The sequence below is a fragment of the Mycobacterium sp. E3247 genome, assembly GCF_001667785.1.
Taxonomy (GTDB): Bacteria; Actinomycetota; Actinomycetes; order Mycobacteriales; family Mycobacteriaceae; genus Mycobacterium.
Map to the genome: position 1 here is coordinate 1 of NZ_LZJG01000227.1, position 19,093 is coordinate 19,093.

The 19,093-nt window shown below is 68.6% G+C and carries 7 protein-coding genes; 1 reads left to right on the forward strand and 6 read right to left on the reverse strand.

All coding sequences use genetic code 11. The features are described 5' to 3' along the window. A partial coding sequence (locus tag A9X04_RS31445; RefSeq protein ID WP_231985712.1) for a hypothetical protein occupies positions 1-180 on the forward strand: 180 nt, incomplete at its 5' end. Here A9X04_RS31445 and A9X04_RS12055 read toward each other — a convergent pair. From A9X04_RS12055 to A9X04_RS12080, 6 genes are all read right to left on the reverse strand, one after another. Next, positions 150-1,517, reverse strand: a complete 1,368-nt coding sequence (locus A9X04_RS12055; protein ID WP_067920580.1) for an FAD-binding oxidoreductase — start codon at positions 1,515-1,517, stop codon at positions 150-152. The genes A9X04_RS31445 and A9X04_RS12055 overlap by 31 nt on opposite strands. After that, positions 1,517-6,796 carry a non-ribosomal peptide synthetase gene (locus A9X04_RS12060; RefSeq protein ID WP_067920582.1) on the reverse strand — a complete coding sequence of 1,760 codons (5,280 nt, stop codon included), beginning with the start codon at positions 6,794-6,796 and terminating at the stop codon, positions 1,517-1,519. The genes A9X04_RS12055 and A9X04_RS12060 overlap by 1 nt, the downstream gene beginning before the upstream one ends. Further along, on the reverse strand, positions 6,786-14,744 hold the full coding sequence (locus tag A9X04_RS12065) for a type I polyketide synthase (RefSeq protein ID WP_067920584.1): 7,959 nt from the start codon (positions 14,742-14,744) through the stop codon (positions 6,786-6,788). The genes A9X04_RS12060 and A9X04_RS12065 overlap by 11 nt, the downstream gene beginning before the upstream one ends. A gap of 2 nt (positions 14,745-14,746) precedes the next feature. Next, entirely contained in the window at positions 14,747-15,796 is a 1,050-nt protein-coding gene (locus A9X04_RS12070) for an ABC transporter permease (protein ID WP_067920586.1), read from the reverse strand. A gap of 404 nt (positions 15,797-16,200) precedes the next feature. Then, a complete protein-coding gene (locus A9X04_RS12075) occupies positions 16,201-16,704 on the reverse strand; it encodes a GNAT family N-acetyltransferase (protein WP_231985713.1) in 504 nt (167 codons plus the stop codon). Between the two features lie 42 nt (positions 16,705-16,746). Continuing rightward, the gene (locus tag A9X04_RS12080; protein ID WP_067920618.1) at positions 16,747-18,981 is read right to left on the reverse strand and encodes an MMPL family transporter; all 2,235 of its coding nucleotides are present in this window, start codon (positions 18,979-18,981) and stop codon (positions 16,747-16,749) included. Between the last annotated feature and the right edge of the window lie 112 nt (positions 18,982-19,093).

Sequence of the window (19,093 nt, forward strand, 5' to 3'; positions counted from 1 at the left end):
TCGATGTCCGTCGGATACGCGTTCACCGACCTTTACCGCTACCGCAGCGACAAGGCGGTGCGAGAACTGGGCTACGTAGTCGCCCCCATCGAGCCTGCGATCCGCGACGCGGTCAACTGGTTTCGCGTTCGCGGCATGATCAGATCCGCTCACGGACCCGTTGCGGGCTCGATGTTTTGATTCAGCGCGAAGCGGTTGTCCGGGTCGAGGCGAGCCTTCAGCTTGGCCAGGCGCCGATAGGTGACGTCGCCGAAGCTGGCCCGGATGCGCGCCTGCCCTTCATCGCCGACGAAGTTGAGGTACGTGCCTGCCGGACCGAACGGACGCAAAGCTTCATACGCATCATCGGTCCACGACTTGCAGCGTTCGGTGTCGGCGGGATCCGTCCAGGTCGTGATCAGATGCACGATGTAGGGATGGTGGCGGGCCGAAAAGGCCGTCGCCTCCGGCGGAACACGGCTGGGAAAGCCGCCGAGCCGGATCACATGCAGATGCGTTTGCGGCGCGGGGCGGCTGCGCCCGAGCAGCGCGATACGCCGGATCGCGTCGTCGGACAGCTCCGTCAGAAAGATCGACTTCCAGTAGTTCAACCGGCCATATGGGGATGTGTGGTCGAGGACCTGTTGCCAAGTGGGGTAGGCGATTTCGCGCTGGAGCGACATCACCGGTTCCGTGCTGACCCCGCGGGCCCGCTGCAGCGCCCCGATGGCGGTCCGACCGGCTTGTCCGGCTGCGGCCGAGCAACCGAGGATCGTGACCAGGCCGCGTCCCGAACCCTCGTCGGTGCCGAAGTCGACGAGGGACGCGAGGTGGTCGTCGGCGCCCGCCACCTGTGCGCGGAAGTGTTCGAGCACGGCCTCGGCGTCGGTGTCGCCGTAGGCCCGTATGCCCCCGATGACGTGATCGACCGGATGCAGGTCGAGCACGAAGTGGGCCACCACCCCGAAGTTGCCGCCGCCGCCGCGCAGGCCCCACAGCACCTCCGGGTTCTGTTCTTCGCTGGCGAACAGCACCTCCCCGCCGGGCGGCACCAGGTTCGCGGCGGTCAAGTTGTCGCAGGTCAACCCGTATGCCCGGGACAACCAGCCGACCCCGCCACCGAGCGTGAACCCGCCCACGCCCGTCGATGACACCACCCCGCCGGGGCAGGCCAGGCCGTGACGGGCGGTGGCCTGGTCGATGTCGCGCCAGGTCGCGCCGGGCTCGATGACCGCGATTCGGTGCTCGGGATCAACCACCACACGACGCATCAGGGACAGGTCGATGAGGATGCCGCCATCGGTCGAGGAGTGTCCTGCGACGCTGTGCCCGCTGCACCGCACCGCGATCTCGGCTCCGGAGCCGACGGCGTACCGAACGGCGGCGACGATATCCGCGCGGGAGCGGCAGCGGAGCACGACGGCGGGCCGCTTGCCGATCAGGCCGTTGAAGACCCGCCGCGCTGCGTCGTAATCGGCGCTGTCGGGATGGACTACGTCGCCGGTGAATCCGGGAACCGCGTCAACCGTCAGCGTCATCAGAATCGGTAAGTGGTGCAGCCGACGGTGACACCCGAGCCGACCGCCAGTATCAGCGCGACGTCGCCCGCTCGTGCCAGCCCATGCCGCCGGGCGTGATCCAGCCCGTACGGCAGGGACGAGGTGAACAGGTCGGTGCCTGGTTGGTCATCCGCGTCGAACTCGACGAATCGTGATCGGGGGACACCGATCTGGGCGGCCAGTTCGTCCAGATCGGCCGTCGACAGCTGCGGCGGGAGCACGACCGCGATGTCGGCGGGGTCGAGTCCCTCCAGCGTCAACAGTTCCTTGGTGGCCGACGGGATACAGCTCAGATAGATGGCGGCGAGGTTGGGGTCGCGCTCAATTTGCAGCCAGCACCGCCCGTCCCGCTGCTGGGTGTAGGTGGCGAGCGCCCCGCCGTACTCCGGGTGTTGCCGGAAGACGAACCGGCCGAAGCCTTCCGCACCGCCGCTTCGGCTGAGCAGGACAGCCGAGCCCGTCTGGCTGATGCCGTTCAACGGATAGCCGGTTTCGGGGCCGTTGTTTTCTATCTCCGAGGCCACGACCATCGCATGGTCGGCCTTTCCCGCGCCGATCATTCCCGCGGCGACGTGGCAGGCGTTGAGGAAGCCGACCGAACCGTTGAGGACGTCGAAGGCGAGGGTCTTGGGGCCGTCCGGCGACTGCACTTCGCCGTTGATTCCGAGTTCGCCGGCCACGAGCGCGGCAACCGCCGGTTCGCTGAGAAAGTCGTCGCGGTAGACGCCGGCGTGGACGATCAGACCGACCGCTGACCGGTCGACGCCACCTTCGGCAAGGCACGCCGCGGCTGCTTGAACCGCCAACTCTATCGAGCTTGGAGACGTCGATTGCCCGGCGGGAGCGATGCCTACGCTGTCGATGCGCACGCGGGGCGTCGCCGCTGCTTCCTTGCGGTGGTTTTCTGTTTCAAGGCTGCGGGCGTGCTGGCCGGCGCCCCGGCGCATTCGGTCCGGCAGGTCGTCGAAGGTATACAGCGCGGCGCCGATGCTCTGTCCGGAGCCGGTGATGGAAAAGACCACGTTGTCTCCGGACTTGATCCGGTTGCTCAGGATGTAGTCGTGCAGGGCGACGAAATGGGTCGTGCTGGCCGTGTTCCCGCGTTCCGCCACGTTGTAGATGGTGTTGTCCCGGTTGGCCGCGCCCGGTCCGAAGAGCTGGTTGACGGCGGCGACCGCGTCGTTGAGTGATGCCTCCGAGGTCTGGTGCATCACCAGGTGGTCACAGGTTTCGGGCCGCCACCCGTGCCGTCGCATTACCGCCGCGACGTAGGGCACCGCATGCTTGACCGCGATCGCGGTCTGCGTGACGGAGTCGGTGAGCATGATGGCGCCGCCGTGCGGGGCTTCGGTCGCCTTGGCGATGCACAGTTTGCTGTAGCGGCTGAAAGTCGCGATATCGATGTCGTGGAAGCCCACCCGGCCGTTGGGGCCGCGCTCCAGGATCACCGCCGCGCCGGCGTCACCCAGGGTCAGGCAGGCGAGCCTCGGGTCCATCGGCCCCTCGATTTCCTTCTGCGCCGTCTCCGTGAGGTGGCTGATGTACTCGCCGCTGACCACCAGCGCGTTGCGAACCACCCCGGTCTGCAGGAATGCGTCCGCCACGGTGATGCCGGTGAACATCCCGGCGCAGGCGTTGCTGATGTCGAAGGCCAGCGCGTTGCCAAAGCCACATTGGTCGCTCAGCCGCGAGGAGGTGCTGGGCTCGAACGTGAACCTGTGCCCGAGTCCGTCACGGCGGGAGATGTTGCAGGCGATGATGAGCTCGATGTCCTCGCGCCGGTAGCTCGATCGGGACAGGCAGTCGTCCGCCGCCTTCCGCGCAAGGTCGATCGAGAACTCGTCCTCGCCGACCACCCGTCGGCTCCTGATGCCGGTAAGGCGTTCCAGCGGTATGCGGATCTCGTTGGCGCACTCCGCCATGACCGTCTCGGTCGACACCGTTCGCGCCGGCAGGTACACGCCGATGCTTTCGATCACCGTGTTTCGCTTCTCGTCGGGTCCGACTTGCGCCGGACCCTCGTCGGGGACCGGCCCATATTCCGCGGCGAGCTCGGCGATGGTGCCGTAGACGAACATCGACTCCGGTCGCAGTGGCAGGCCGGCCGCATTCGCCCGCACCGCGACCTCCAGGCTCTGCGTCGAGGCGCCGCCGAGAGCGAAGAAGTCGTCGTTGATGCCGACCCGTTCCAGACCCATGACGGCGCACCAGATCTCGGCCAGGACCTGTTCGGTGCGCGTGCGTGGAGCGACGAATGCCGGCTCCTGCGGCCCGGGCCCGCCGCCGGCCGCCATCAAGGCACGGCGGTCGATCTTTCCGCTCGACGTGAGCGGCAGCGCGTCCCTCACCTCGAAAACGCCGGGCACCATGGCGGCGGGAAGCAGCTCCAGGAGGAAGCGGCGCAGCTCGGCCGTCGACGGCGCCGCGCCCCCGGCCGCAACGACGTGGGCAACGAGGATGGTGTTCCCGCGGCTGTCGGTTCTGGTCACCACCGCGTTCTCGGCCACCGCGGGGTGTTTGGCCAGCGCCGCCTCCACCTCGCCCGGCTCGATCCGGAAGCCGCGAACCTTGACCTGGAAGTCGATGCGCCCCAGGTAATCAATGTTGCCGTCGGGCAGATATCTGGTCAGGTCGCCGGTGCGGTAAAGCCGCTCGCCGCGATCCCCGAAATCACCGCCGAACGGATCGGCAACAAAGACGGCGGCCGTGAGATCGGGCCGGTTGAGGTAGCCGCGCCCAAGCCCGACACCGCCGATGAACAGCTCGCCGGGCACACCCACCGGCACCGGTTGCAGGTGTGCGTCCAGGATGTGCGCGCGGATGTTGGCGATCGGTCGCCCGATCGGCACCAGCGTGCCGGATTCGCCACGCCGGCAGTGGAATCCGGTGACGTCGATCGCGGCCTCGGTGGGCCCGTACAGGTTGTAGAGCTCGGCGTCCAGCGTGGCGAGGAAGTGGTCCCGCAGGTCATACGGCAGCGCCTCGCCGCTGCAGAACACCTGGCGCAGCGTGGCGCAGGCGGCCACGCCGGGCTCGGCGAGGAAGCGACGCAACATCGATGGCACGAAATGCATTGTGGTGACGTCATTTTCGACGATTGTTCGAACCAGGTATGCGGCGTCCTTGTGGCCCTCGGGCTTGGCGATGACCAGCCGGGCCCCGCTGACCAACGGCCAGAAGAGCTCCCAGACGGACGGGTCGAAGCTCACCGGGGTCTTGTGCAGCACGCGGTCGTCGGCGGTCAGCCGGTAGGTGTCTTGCATCCAGAGCAGGCGGTTACGGATCCCGGCGTGGGTGTTGAGGGTTCCCTTCGGCTTGCCGGTGGAACCGGACGTGTGGATGACGTAGGCGAGGTTCGCCGATGTCGTCGCAGCGACGGGCGCCACGGCCGCCTCGTCGCCCGGCGGCGCGGTCGGCGCGTCCAGGCAGAGCCGGTGGCCGGTGAAGCCGGGCGGCAGCTGTGGCAGCTGGCGCTGGTGGGTGACGCATACCGGCGCGTCCGGTACGTCCTGCAGCATCGCGGCCATGCGCTGCGCGGGCTGCGCGGAGTCCAGCGGCATGAACGCGCCACCCGCCTTGAGGACGCCGAGCAGCGCCACCACCAGGTCCTCGGAGCGCTCCAGCAGGACGGGCACGACGACCTCGGGCCCCACGCCCAACTGCTGCAGCCGGTGCGCCAGGCCGTTGGCCCGGCGGTCGAGCTCGGCAAAGGTCAACTCGCGGCCCTCACACACCACCGCCACGGCGTCCGGGACGCGCGCGACCGTTGCCGCGACCAGCTCGTGCAGGCAGGCCGGGCCGTCATAGCCGACCTCGGTCCGGTTCCAGGCGACCCGCTGACGTCGCTCTTCCCCGGTGAGCAGCGGCAGCAGCGAGACCCGCCGGCTGGGATCGGCGACGATACCGGCCAGGAGAGTGGCGAAGTGCCCGGCCATCCGCTCGATTGTGGTGGCGTCGAAGAGGTCGGTGTTGTACTGCAGTACGCCGGACAGCTTCCCGCCGTGTTCGCCTATCTCCATCATCAGGTCGAACGGCGCGCCGCCCTGCCCGACATGGAGGGTTTCCAGCCGCAGTCCCCCGCTTTCCCGACCGGTCCCGTCCGAGAAGCGACGCGTTTGCTCCCAGGCGAAAGAAACCTGGAACAGCGGCGTGCGGCCCGGGTCACGCACCGGCCGAAGCCGCTCGACGAGCAGCGCGAAGGGATAGTCCTGGTGTTCGAGGGCGCCCCGCACGGTTTCTTTGACGCGGCCGAGCAGGTCCGTGAACGACGGGTCGCCGTGCAGGTCGGCGCGCAGCGGCACGGGATTGGTGAGGTAGCCGACCAGGCCCTCCAGCGCGACCCGGTCACGGCACGCGAACGGTGAGCCGATCACCAGGTCGCCCTGGCCACTGTAGCGATGCAGCAAGGTGGCGTAGGCCGCCAACAGCACCGTGTAGGGCGTCGCCTCGAGGCCGCGGCCCAGCTGCTTGATCCCGGCCGTCACCGTGTCGTCGATGGTGAAGCGGTGCACGGCGCCCGCATAGGTCTGGACGGCCGGTCGCGGCCGGTCGGTGGGCAATTGGAGGACCGGCAGGGCGCCGGCCAGCTGTTCACGCCAGTAGGCCCAAAGCCCGTCGCCCTCGGCGCCTGCGAGCATCCGGGTCTGCTGGTCGGCGTAGTCGACGAAGCTTTCCGCGGGCGGTGGAGGCGGGTCCGCGCCGTGCTCGGCGGCATACAGCACGCGTAGTTCGTCCAGGATGATGTCGATGGACCAGAAGTCGACGGCGATGTGATGCAGACCCAGGAGAAGTACGCGTTCCTCGGGTGTGCGCTCCAGCAGCGTCAGTCGCAACACCGGGCCGGTGTAAAGGTCGAAGGGGCGCTCGGTCTCAAGGCGGATCCATTCGTCTAGCTCATGCTCACCCTCTCCGAGCCGGTGCCGGGCGATCCGCACCGGCCAGTGCGAGTGGACGAGCTGGACCGGTTGTCCGTCGCGCTCGGCGTACGTGGTCCGCAGCATCGGATGCCGGTCGACAAGTGACTGTGCCGCGCGTTCGAGCGCCGGCACATCGAGCGCGCCGCGGATCCGCCCGGCATACGTGACGGTGTACGCGGCGCTGGCCGGTGCGAGTTTGTGGATGAACCACATGGATCGCTGCCCGTACGACATCGGATACACCGAGGCCGTCTCCTCCGCTTCCTCCATGAGCAGCTGGGACAGCAGCGCGCGTTTCTTCTCGGGAGACAGACCGGAGATGTCGATGGCCCTATCGCTCATCGCCGGCTTCTTTCCCGGCAGACTGTGTCTTGCCTCCGTTTCCGGCCCCGCGTTCAGCGAGCACCTTGTGGAGCATTTCCTCTACGGCCGCGTCCGAAAGATCAGGCACCCGGGTCAGGAGGTCGATCCCGCGTGACGGCGCGCCATCAGTCTCCGGTCGGCCCTTCTGGTCGGGGGCGCCCCTCTTCCGGACCGGCTTTTTCGGGACGGCCTGTTGCTGCGCCGCGGGCGTGTCGGCCGCGGCCGAGGGCAGGTGGCCGCCAAGCCATTCGGCGATACCGGCGACGCTCGGCCCCTGCAGCAGCAGGGTGACCGGCACGACGACGCCCAGGTCGCGTTCGACCTGCATCCGCAGCTCCAACGTGATGAGCGAGTCGACGCCGAGGCTACTCAGCGGCGCCTGGGTGTCCAGGTTCGATTGGGCCAGACCGAGTTTGCCGGCGGCGAGCTCGCACAGGTACGACGTAAGCAACCGCTGACGCTCTTGCGGTGTCGCACCCCGCAACTTGCCGGAGAGACCGCCGCCCGGACCGGTCGCGGCCCCGTCCGGCGGGGTGTGGTCCGACGGCGCGACGCGAAGGTCCGCGAGCAGCGGCGGCTGCGTATCGGGCCGCCACCGCGCCCAGTCGATGTCAAGGACCAGAGCTTGCGTCACCGACCGCGTCAGCAAGGACGACAGTGCCTGAAGGTTGTCGGCCGCGGACATGGCCTCGACGCCGTATTGGGCGAAGTAGCTTGGCAATTCGGACCGAGTGAAGAAGCCGAGCTCGGCCCACGGCCCCCAGTCGACGCTCAACGCCGGACGGCCTTCGGCACGCCGATGCCACGCCAACGCGTCGAGGAAGGCGTTCGCTGCCGCGTAGTTCGCCGCTCCAGGCAGGCCCAGCAAGGACGCGGCCGACGAAAACAGCACGAAGAAGTCGAGTTTCGCGTCTGAAGTCAGCGCGTGCAGATTCCAGGCGCCTTGCACCTTGGGCTCCATCACCTTGCGGAGTTTCTGCTCGTCGAGGCATTGCAGGATGGCGTCGTCGGCGATCCCCGCCGCGTGCACCACGCCGCGCAGTGGTGGCATCGACTCGCCGATCGACTCGAGGGCGGCCGCAACTTGTTCGGCTTTGGCGACGTCGGCCTGCGCGACGATCACCTCGGCACCGGCCGCCCGCAGCGCGTCCAACGACTCCTGCGCGGGTCCCGCGGCGCCGCCGCGTCCCATCATGACCAAGTGCCGGGCACCGTGGTCGACCATCCATTTGGCCACCACGAGTCCGAGTGCGCCGAGCCCACCGGTGATGAGATAGCTGGCGTCTGCCTTGAAGGCGCAGGCCTCCGTAGGTTCGGCCTGGTCGTAGCGGGCCAGCCGCGCGACGTAGCGGCGGCTGCCCCGGAGTGCGACCTCAACCTCGCGGTCGTCCGCCCACACCTCCTGAAACAGGGCTTGGGTCTCCAGGGAGGCCTCTTCCTGGCCCCCACCGAAGGACAGGTCGACACAGGTGCAGCGCAGTTCCGGGTCCTCGTGGTCGATGGTGCGGGCCATCCCCCACACCGGGGCCTGGGCGATCGCCACCGGTCCGGCTTCGGCCACCGAGCTCGCTGTCATCTGCGCCCCGCGCGTCACCAGCCACAGTCGCGGCGAGGCCGGCCAGCCGGCCAGCGAGATGGCTTGGACGAGATGCAGCACGCTCACCGGGCCCGCGGTGGTGGCGGACGCCAGCGACTCGGGCGTCGTGTCGGCCGGCGGTGCGGCCAGCAGGTCCCACATATGCACTACGCCCACGCACGGCGGGCGCTCGTCGGTGAAAGCCTCCGCGAGCAGCCGCTGGAAGTGCTCCGGCCGCGTCGGGTCGAGGCGATAGCGGTCCGGCGCCAGACGCTCGAAGGCTTGCCGGTCACCGCCCGGCTCGACCAACACACATGTCTGCGAACGGGATTCGAGGTGATCCCGAAGGGTGTCCGCGGTGATCCCGCCGTCAGTCAAGATGAGCCAGCTTCCGGCGCCGGCCTGGCGGCCCGACCCGTTCCGCTCGGCCAATGGTGCGGGCTGCCAGCGCAGTTGGTACATCCGGTCGCGCAAGCCCACAGCTTCCGTCGAGTCGGCGCCCGGCTGCGGCGCGCCGATCGCCTTGGCCTCCAACCAGGACCGGACGCGCTGCCACGGATAGGTCGGCGCGGCGACGAAGTGGCTGCCCACCGGGTACAGCTGCTCCCAGGCGACGGGCTGACCCAGGGTGTACAGGGTGCCGAGCGATGCCAGCGCGGTTGCTCGTCCTCCGTCGTCACGCCGCAGAGACGGCAGGGCCGCACAACTCTTCCCCGTGTCCTGGACGTCCTCGCGGACAGAGGTCAGCAGGACCGGGTGCGGGCTGATCTCCACCACCGCGTCATGACCGCCGTCCAGTAGCTTTCGCAGCACGGACGAGAAGCGCACGGGTGAGCGCAGATTCATCGCCCAGTAGTCGGCGTCGGGCAGGCGGTCGGCCAGCAGGTCGCCGGTCACCGTGGAGTAGATGGGCACCGTGGGCGGGGTCGGCCGCAGTCCGGTGAGGCCGGTGCGCAGGGCGTCGACCAACGGGTCCATCTGCGGGCTGTGTGCGGCCACATCGACATCGACCCACCGACAGAACCGCTCGCGCTGCTGCAATGCCGCCATCAGCTCGGCCAAGACCGTTCGATCCCCCGACAACACCGTCGATCGGTGGCTGTTGCTCGTGGCGATCGAGACCTGGCTCTCCCGGCCGGCGATGAGTTCCTCTGCCTCGGCGAGGCTGAGCTCCGCCGACATCATCGTGCCGCGGCCCCGCACCGTGCGGAGCAGCAAGGCGCGGGTGCAGATCACCCGTGCGGCGTCTTCGAGGCTCAGCGCGCCGGCGATGTGCGCCGCCGCGACTTCACCCATGCTGTGCCCCACCACCGCGGTGGGTTCCACCCCCCACGAACGCCATAGCGCGGCCAGCGCCACCTGGATGGCGAAGATCGCGGTTTGGATCAGGCCGATATCGGTGAGTTCCTCGTCGGTGGCCAGCGCCTCGAGCACCGAGCTTCCCAGATGGGGCTGGATCGCGCGGTCGCACGCCGCCAGGGCGTCGCGGAACACCGGCTCCTCGGCCTGCAGTCGCCGCCCCATGCCGCACCACTGTGAGCCCTGGCCGGGAAAGACGAAGAGCACGCGGGGCCGCTGGCCGGGGCGGCATCGTCCGACGGAGATCCCGGGCCGCGACCGGCCTTGCCGATAGGCGGCCAGGGACTCTGACATCTCGGCGGGCGAGTCCGCGACCACCGACAGCCGATGCTCGAGATGGCCGCGCCGGGCACCGGCCGTGTAGCACAGGTCGGCCAGCCGCACCCCGGATGCCAGAGCCGACTCGTACCGTTCGGCCAGTGCGGTCAGGGCTTCGGGGGATTGCGCGGAAAGCGGCAGCAACTCCGCTCGATCCGGCTCCGGAACCACCTCGACTGCGGCGGGCCGCACCTGCGGGGCCTCGGTGAGCACGGCATGCGCGTTGGTGCCACCCATGCCGAACGAGCTGACACTGGCGACCGCGCGCCCGCCGTTTTCCGGCCAGGGGGTCAGCGTCTGCGCCACCCGCACCGGCAAGCTGTCGAAGGGGATCTCGGGGTTGGGCTCGGCGAAGTTCAGACTCGGCGGGATTTCCTTGTGCTGCAACGCCAACGCGACCTTGATGAGCCCCGCCACGCCGGCCGCCGCCTCGAGGTGGCCGATGTTGGTCTTGACCGAGCCGATCAGGCACGCGCTACCCGGCGGACGTCCGTCCGCCAGGACGGTGCCCAGCGCGTTGGCCTCGATCGCGTCGCCGAGGAACGTTCCGGTGCCGTGAGCCTCGACGTATTGGGCGGTGCCGGGCGCGAGACCTGCCCGCCGGTAGGCGGCCGCCAGCACGGCTTCCTGCGATTGCCGACTGGGTGCGATCAGCCCGTTCGTCCGGCCGTCCTGGTTGACGGCGGTGCCGCGGATCACCGCATAGATGGGGTCGTTGTCGGCCAGTGCCCGGCTGAGCGGTTTGAGAACGACGATCCCGGCGCCTTCGCCCCGCACGTAGCCGTCCGCGCCGGCGTCGAACGTCTTGGAGTGGCCGTCGGGTGCCATCAGCTTGGCCTTGGTGAAGTTGATCATGAGCGCCGGCGACAGGATGACGTTGACACCCCCGGCCAGAGCCAGCGAGCACTCCCCGTCGCGCAGGCTGCGGCAGGCCAGGTGCACGGCGACCAACGACGACGAGCAGGCGGTGTCGATGGCCATGCTCGGTCCGTGGAAGTCGTAGAAGTACGAGAGCCGGTTGGCGGCGATGCTCAACGCGTTTCCAGTGCCCGTGTAGGCGTCGACGAGCTGGAACTGGCCGGCCCGGAGGTTCGCGTAGTCGGTGGTGGAGATGCCGACGAACACGCCGGTGTCGCTACCCGCCAGCCGCTCGGGCACCTGCCCGGCATCTTCCAGGGCCTCCCAGGCGACCTCGAGGATCAGCCGCTGCTGCGGATCCATTTGTGCCGATTCCCTCGGCGAGATGCCGAAGAACCTGAAGTCGAATTGGTCGACCCCGGGCACGAAACCGCCCCTTCGGGTGACCGAGGTGCCGGGCACGGACGGGTCCGCGTTGTAGAAGGCCTCGGCGTCCCAGCGGTCCGGCGGGACCTCGCTGATCGCCTCCACGCCGTCCGACAGCTCTCGCCAGAAGGCCGCCGGCCCATCGGCACCCGGGAATCGGCAGCCGATGCCGATGATGGCGATCGGCTCGTCCGCCGCGCGTGGCCCGCCGCCGTCCCCGGCCGGTGCGGCCGCGCTCTCGCCGGCGGCGTCGGACTCCTCGGCCAGATGACGCGAAAGAAGGTCGATTGTGGGGTATTCGTAGGCGAGGGTGGGCGAAAGCTCGCGTCCGAGCCAGGATTCCAATGCGGCGGTCAGCCGGATGGCGCGAACGGAATCGAGGCCGTAGTAGGCGAACGGACGGGATGGTTCGATATCCGTTGCCGGGAGGCCGAGTTCACCAGAGAGCTGGTCGACGAACCATCTCGCGATCTCCGCGGCGCTGCGCCGGGCGTGTTCGGAGGATTCAGCCGCGGCAGGGGTGTCGCGCCGGGGTGCGTGCCATGCAAATACCGCCTCGAGCCGGCCGTCGAGGAACTGCTGCTTGCACACGGACCGCTGCACCTTGCCGCTGGACGTGGTGGGAATCCGCAACGGCGCCAGCAAGACAACGGCGTCGACGGCGATTTTATGGTGCTCGGTGATCGCCGTCCGGATTGCGTCCACGATCGCGGTGAGTTCGTCCTGACCGAGCTGTTGATGGCTCACCTCCTGGACGGCGACCAGCTGCTCGGCGGCGTCCGGTCCGGGAACGACCGAGAAGACCGCACCCCGGCCGCGCAGCAGTGCCGGGTGGCAGGACTGCACGGTCAGCTCGATGTCCTCGGGGTAGTGATTGCTGCCGCGGATGATGATCAAATCCTTGCGGCGTCCAGTGACGAACAATTCCCCGGAGGCCAGGAAGCCCAGGTCCCCGGTACGGAGGAACGGGCCGTCCCCGGTGTCCGCGAGGTGCGCCGAGAACGCCGCTTCGGTCTCTTCGGGCTTTTGCCAGTAACCCTGTGCCACGCTCGGCCCCGCGACCCAGATCTCGCCGACCTCGTCGGGCCTGCACGGCCGCCGGGTCTCCGGGTCGACGATGACGACCTGCTGACCACCTTGCGGCTTGCCGCAACCGACCAACGTTGCGGCGCTTGATCTTTCCGCTGCAACCTCGACAACGCGGCGTTCGCGTAGCGCAATGCGATCTATGTGCCGAACCAGCGGCACCGGGGCGTCCGAGCCGCCGGAGACCAGCAGCGTCGCCTCGGCCAAGCCATACACCGGGTAGAACGCCTCCGGCCTGAAACCGGCCGGCGCAAACGCGTCGGCGAAACCCCGCAGGGTCGCGGGACGGACGGGCTCGGCACCGCACATGGCAATCGACCAGCTGGACAGATCGAGGGCCGCGCGTTCTTCGGGGGTGCTGAGTTCGGTGCACAGATCGTAGGAGAAGTTGGGTGCGGCGGTGATCACGGCGCGATGCCGGGAGATGGCTTCCAGCCACCGCATCGGGCGCTTGATGAACGCGCCCGCCGGCATGAGGGCACTGGTGCCCCCGACGTAAAGCGTCTCGAGGATGCCGCCGATGAGACCCATGTCGTGGTAGGGCGGCAGCCAGAACACACCGTGGGCATTCGTGTCGAATCCCGACTTCCACGTCCGCCGGATGGTTTCCAGGTTGTGGACCAGGTTACCGTGAGACAGCACAACGCCTTTCGGTGTGGCGGTCGAGCCCGAGGTGTACTGCACCATGGCGACCGTGTCACCGTCGATGTCCGGTGGCACCCACGGCCGGTCGTCGCCCGCCGTGTCGGTGACGGCCCAACGCAACGGGCTTCCCTTGACCAGACCGTCGACGGTGGCCCTGATCCTCGTCTGCATCTCAGCGGTGGACAGCGCGAAGCCCGGCTGCGCGTCGGCGATGATTGCCTCGACGCGCGGGACCAGGTGATCGCGTGCCGGCGGATGCATCGGTACGGCGACGGCTCCGGCGTAAAGACACCCGAACAAGCCGGCGACGAAGTCGAGGCCCGGCGGGCACAGGACGAGGACGCGCTCGCCGGCGGCGCCCAGTTGCTGGAGGTTCGCTGCGATCTGCCGCGCGTGGGCGTCCAGTTGCTGATAGCTCAGCCGGCTGACTTCGGTTTCCTCGCCGTCGCGAGAGTAGGTGAACGCGAGTTTGTCCCGGTAGCGTGCGGCTCGCTGCTGCAATTGCCCAACCAGGGTCGGCGCCGTCAGCGGAGGGTAATCCGCTATTTTCCAACCTGATTCGACGCACTGTGCCACGCGTCGGGCGTTGGAACCGGCAGTTGCTTCACGAACTCGTGACATCGGAGTTGCTCCGTCTGATGGGTCGGGCGGACCGGTGTGTGGTTGCCCTGGGTTGCCGTTGGGCCGTTCGATGGAGCGGCCTCCCTCGGTATAGGTCTCGAGCAGTTTGCGGAATGCCTCGACGGTGTAGCCGGTGACGACCGCGTCCGTGCGTGCCCGCACCGTCGTCGAGCGGACGTTGCGGAACAGCGGCTCGAGCTCGCCGACATATTCGCCGGGGGCGGCGACCTTGACCAGTTCGTCGGTCCCATCCGCCAATTCGCGCACGACTTCCAGTTCGCCGTCGGCGACGACATAGATCAAATCCCCCATGCTGCCCTGCTCGTACAACACCGAACCGCTTGCCAGAGCCAGGGTTTGGGGCTCGGAGTCGACGGCGTTGGCATCCGGCAGCATCCGGAGCACGTGGTCGGCGAACGGCAACATCCGCGTGTCGTGAGTGGCGACCACGACGATGCGCTCGCCGCTGGCCAGCTCGCGGAGCAGCTGCAGCACCGCCTGCACCTGCGCTTGGTCCAGGTGGGCCGTGGGTTCGTCGGCCAAGATCAGCGGTGGGTCCAAGGCAATCGCACGGGCCACCGCCACGCGTTCGCGTTGACCGCCGCTGAGGTCGCCGGGCCGATGTGTCATGCGGTCCTGCAGCCCGAAGCGGGTCAGCAATTCCTCGCCGCGTGCGCGCGCCGCCCGCCGAGACCACCCGGCCGCCCACAGCGGCACAGCCACGTTCTCCAGTGCGGTGAGACTCGGCACCAGGTTGAACGACTGAAAGACGAAGCCCACGGTCTGACGCCGGTAAGTGGTCAATCCGCGGCGGTCCAGCGCGGTCACGTCGACGTCACCGACCTGGATGCGTCCGCCGGTCGGGCTCAGGATGCCGCCGATGCACGACAGCAATGTGGTCTTCCCACACCCGCTGGGGCCCAATACGACCACCAGGGACCCAGCCGCCACCTCCAGGTCCAGACCGTCGATGACCCGGATCGCATCCCCACCGGTGGAGTACTCGACGACGAGATCTTTGATGCGCAGATCCCCCATGACTACGAGCCCCCGAACGCGAGCACCGGGTCGACCGTTACCGCGCGCCGCAGCCCCGCCACGCTCGCCAACAGACCGATGACCACCGCGGTCGCCATCAACGACAGGAAGGCCGAGGTGGTCACCACCACCAGCATGGGAAACAGCGGGCCGATCAGCACGGCCAGCAGGCCGCCGAGCATCGCCGCGATCGACGCGACGAGCACCGCCTGCAGGATGAGGCCGGCGAGCACCGATCCAGTGGCGACCCCGAGGGCTTTGAACACCGCGAAGTCGCGGGTCCGCTCCAGCGCGGAGAGATAGATCAGCGATCCCACGATCTGGGCGGCCACCGCCCACAGCAGAATCGCCAGGTACGCCAGGGCCAGGCGAGCCCCGTGCAGCGGGCGCACCATGTCATCGACCGCAGCGCGGCGATCCACCAGACGGAAGCCGTCCGGAACGTGGTTGGGCTTGCCGCGCACACCGATGGCAGAGATCACCGGCTGCCCGGAGAACATCAACCGCTGCGCTCCGGCGACGGTGAGAAAGGCGTTGGGTTGGCCGGCGAGCGTGGTGGACTTGTCGACCAGGCCCACGATCCGCAGCACCTGCGAGCCCACCTCGACGGCGTCGCCTATGGACCGCCCCAGGGTGTTCGATATGGCGGCCTCATCAGGGTTCGACGGTGCCCGCCCCTTCGCGATAGGTGGCATCCCCAGTCCATGCTCGGGCACGCCGTAGACGTTGAGGTTTTCCGGTGCGCGCCGATCTTGCAGGATGGTGTTGCCGTAAACCACCGGGATCGCCGATTCGAAGCCCGGGTCCCGCGCGACCGCCTGCAGTTCGGCCTCCGGGAATCTCGAGGACCCCATGAACGGGCCGACTGCGCCGGTTTTGATGAGGTAATTGTCGATGCCGATCGTGTCGACCACACGCTGGGCCTCGACCCGAAACCCCAACGTCAGCCCGGTGAGGATCAGGGTCATCGCGAATACCATCCCGGTGCCGACGGCCGCGATGATGAAGCGTCGCCGTCGCCACTGCATGTCCCGAAACGCGGTGATCAGCATAGGCACACACGCCCGCTTTTGCAGGTCACCGAGATAACGCACGACTGGCCTCCAATTTAACTTTCCTCGTTAGAATCCCCAGCTCCGCGGTGGGTTACCTAGAGCCGAAGGGCCTTCATCGGGCGTGACTTACGCCATGCTTTCGCGGGGCCAGGCTGCGATCTCCTCGCGATGCCCGTCCGCCAGCGTGGCGGCGCAGGCAACGAGTTCAGCAAACATGCGTCGAAACGCGTTGACCGATAGCATCGCTCGGACCGATGGCGGCGTGCACCCGTTCACCCCGGTGCCGCGCCCACTTACGAGGGAATCCCCTGTGACGCTTGCAAAGTCGATCGTGCTATTCGCCGTGGCGGCCGTGTTCGAGATCGGCGGGGCGTGGCCGTCATCATGTAGGCGCCGCGAACTCACTGACCGTCGCGAACCAGCCACTTCTCGAACGCGATCGGGACGAACGGCCCCAAGGACGGCAGCGGGTCGGCGGGCACCCGGACGTAGCCGGCCGCGTCGTACAGCGCCTCGGCCTCGGGTTGCCGATTACCGGTGATCAGGTAGAGCCGCCGGTACCCGCGCGCGGCGGCCTCGGTCTCGAGCGCCGCCAGCAGGGCCCGGGCGTAACCGCGGCGCCGCTGGGTGCGGTCGGTCCAGATCCGCTTGAGCTCGGCGGTCTCGGCGTCGTAACGCCGGAACGCCCCGCCGGTGACGGGCACGCCGTCGAGCACGCCGATCAGCAGCCCGCCGTCCGGCGCCGCCAACTCGGTCGCCGGCACGGGGAGCCAGGACAGGTGCGTGCTCGGCGTGCCGCCGTAGCGCTGCGCGTACTCGTCGGCCAACTCGGCCAGCAGCGGCTGCGCCAACGGATCATCGTGGGTGGCCGACACGAACCGTAACCGGCTTGATAGGTGCACCACGTCACCATCCAACGCCCCCTGACGCGGCGCATTCCGCTCGGCTCACCCGACCGGGTCGGCCGCGCGTGGGGCGTCCGGCAGCCGGGCGTCCGCCCGGCGGCGGAGCCGGGCAAGCGGTGCGGGCGCCCACCAGTTCAGGCGACCGAACACGTGCATGAAGGCCGGGACGAGCAGCACTCGCACCAGGGTCGCGTCCACCAGGACCGCAAGGGTAAGCCCCACTCCGAACATCCGCATGAACGAGACGTCCGCGGACGTCAGGGCCGCGAACGAGATCGACATCAACAGCGCCGCCGCCGTGATGATCCGGCCCGTCCGGGCGACGCCCAACGCGATGCTCTCGTCGTTGTCGGACCGTGTGCGCGGCGACTCCAGCCAGTACTCCCGGATGCGGGCCAGCAGGAAAACCTCGTAGTCCATGGACAATCCGAATGCGATGCAGAACATCAACACCGGGATGTTGGCGACCAGGGTGCCGGTCGGGGTGGTGCCCAACGCCCCCAGATGCCCGTCCTGGAAGATCCACACCAAAGCGCCGAAGCCGGTGGTCAGCGACAGCATGTTGAGCAGCACCGCTTTGACGGGCAGCACCACGCTGCCGGTGAGGGCGAAGAGCAGCACCAGCGTGACGCACGCGACGAAGCCGAACAGCAGGGGCAATCGCGACGTGATCGCCTGCACCGAGTCGCGATTCATCTGGGCCATGCCGGTCATCTCGGCCCGGCGGTCCCCGGGCAACGCGATCGCGTGCAAGCGATCCAGCTGAGCGTCGGAGGCCGCGGAATACAACGGCGCACCGCTGGCCACCGTCAGATAGGCGCTCCCGGCCGCCAGGCCGGCCGGGACGGACGGCGGCCCCTTACGCTCGCCGGCGACGAAGGTGGCCGTCGGCGAGGACACCGCCGACACGTCGGGAACCCGCGACAGCCGCGCGGCATACTCTTCGAGCTCGCCCGTCGTCAGGCCCTCGGTGTGCGCGATGACCACCCGTACCGTGGTCGCGGCGTCGGCACCGAAGTCTTGCCGGATCCGGTCGGTGACGGCGCGCGCCGACGATGACGCCGGCAGCACCCGATCGTCGGGATAACCCCATTTGATGCCGAGGAACGGTGCGCCCAGAGCCAGCAGGAGGGCGATGATCGCCAGGCCGACCGGCAGCGCGTGCCGCATGGCAAGGGTGGCCGTGCGGTACCAGAAGGTCTGTTCGATCGCGACCGGGGGCGGCGGTGGGCGCCGAAACAGCCTGCGCCCCAAGTCCCAGACGTTGAGCGCGTCGAGCCGGTCTCCCAACACGACGATCACCGCGGGTGCGATCACCATCGCGGCCAGCGCCGCGAACGCCACCACCGCGACGCCGGCGTAGGCGAAGGACCGCAGGAAGTACATGGGGAAGATCACCAGCGCCGAAAGCGCAAGGGCCACCGTCATGGCGGAGAACAGCACGGTGCGCCCGGCCGTGGCCATGGTGCGTGCGAGGGCTTCGTTGGGGCACCGCCCCTCGGCCAGCTCGTCGCGGTAGCGACTGATGATCAGCAGGGTGTAGTCGATGCCCAACGCCAAGGCCAGCGCCACCGCGACGTTCACGGCGAAGATCGATACGTCCGCGACCACCGCCACCGCGCGCAACACCGCGAGCGCGCCCAGGATTGCGAAGCCGCCGACCAGGATCGGCAGCGCCGCGGCGAGCAGGCCGCCGAAGACCCATACCAGCGCGACGAAACTCAACGGTATGGCCACGAATTCCATTCGCAGCAGGTCATTTTCGGTCTGCCGGTTGAGTTCTTCGTAGATCATGGCCATCCCGCCGGCCTGCACGGTCACGCCGTCGCGGTCGCGCGCCAGCCGGTCGGCCAGCTCCCGGGCGTGCTTCGGCGCGCCGCTTTCCCCGCCGTTGAGCGCGGCCACGATCAGTGCGGACCTGCCGTCGGCGCCGATCAATCCGGGCCGCGGCGCATTCCAGGGGGATGCCACCTGGGCGACGAACGGGGAGCGGGCCAGCTGCTGGACGATGTCCTCGCCGACGATCCGGGCGGGACCTTCGTTGACGCCGCCCGGTGAGCTCACCAGCAGCGTCATCTCCATGTCGCCCTGGCCGAACTTCTCCCCCAGGATGGCCGCCGCGCGCGCCGATTCGGCCGTCTGGTCCAGGAATCCACCACCGGGCAGGGTCGCCGCGGCCGGGACACCGAAGACGGCGGCCAGGACGGCGACGACGATCGCCCCCGCGATCACCCGTCGCGGGGCGGAGATGGCGATCAGGGCCAGTCGCGTCAGCATGGGCTCGGACCCCTTCTCGTCGCGGCTCACAAAGCGTGTTACGACGTCAGGCCGCACGGGGTTCACCGATCCGGGCAACGAATTTAAGTTAATTAACCGTTAACCAACTTAA

Bases quoted from the DNA above. Each gene is read 5' to 3' on its own strand.
- A9X04_RS12055 (WP_067920580.1), bottom strand. From the start codon at position 1,517: ATGACGCTGACGGTTGACGCGGTTCCCGGATTCACCGGCGACGTAGTC.
- A9X04_RS12060 (WP_067920582.1), bottom strand. From the start codon at position 6,796: ATGAGCGATAGGGCCATCGACATCTCCGGTCTGTCTCCCGAGAAGAAA.
- A9X04_RS12065 (WP_067920584.1), bottom strand. From the start codon at position 14,744: ATGGGGGATCTGCGCATCAAAGATCTCGTCGTCGAGTACTCCACCGGT.
- A9X04_RS12070 (WP_067920586.1), bottom strand. From the start codon at position 15,796: ATGCTGATCACCGCGTTTCGGGACATGCAGTGGCGACGGCGACGCTTC.
- A9X04_RS12080 (WP_067920618.1), bottom strand. From the start codon at position 18,981: ATGCTGACGCGACTGGCCCTGATCGCCATCTCCGCCCCGCGACGGGTG.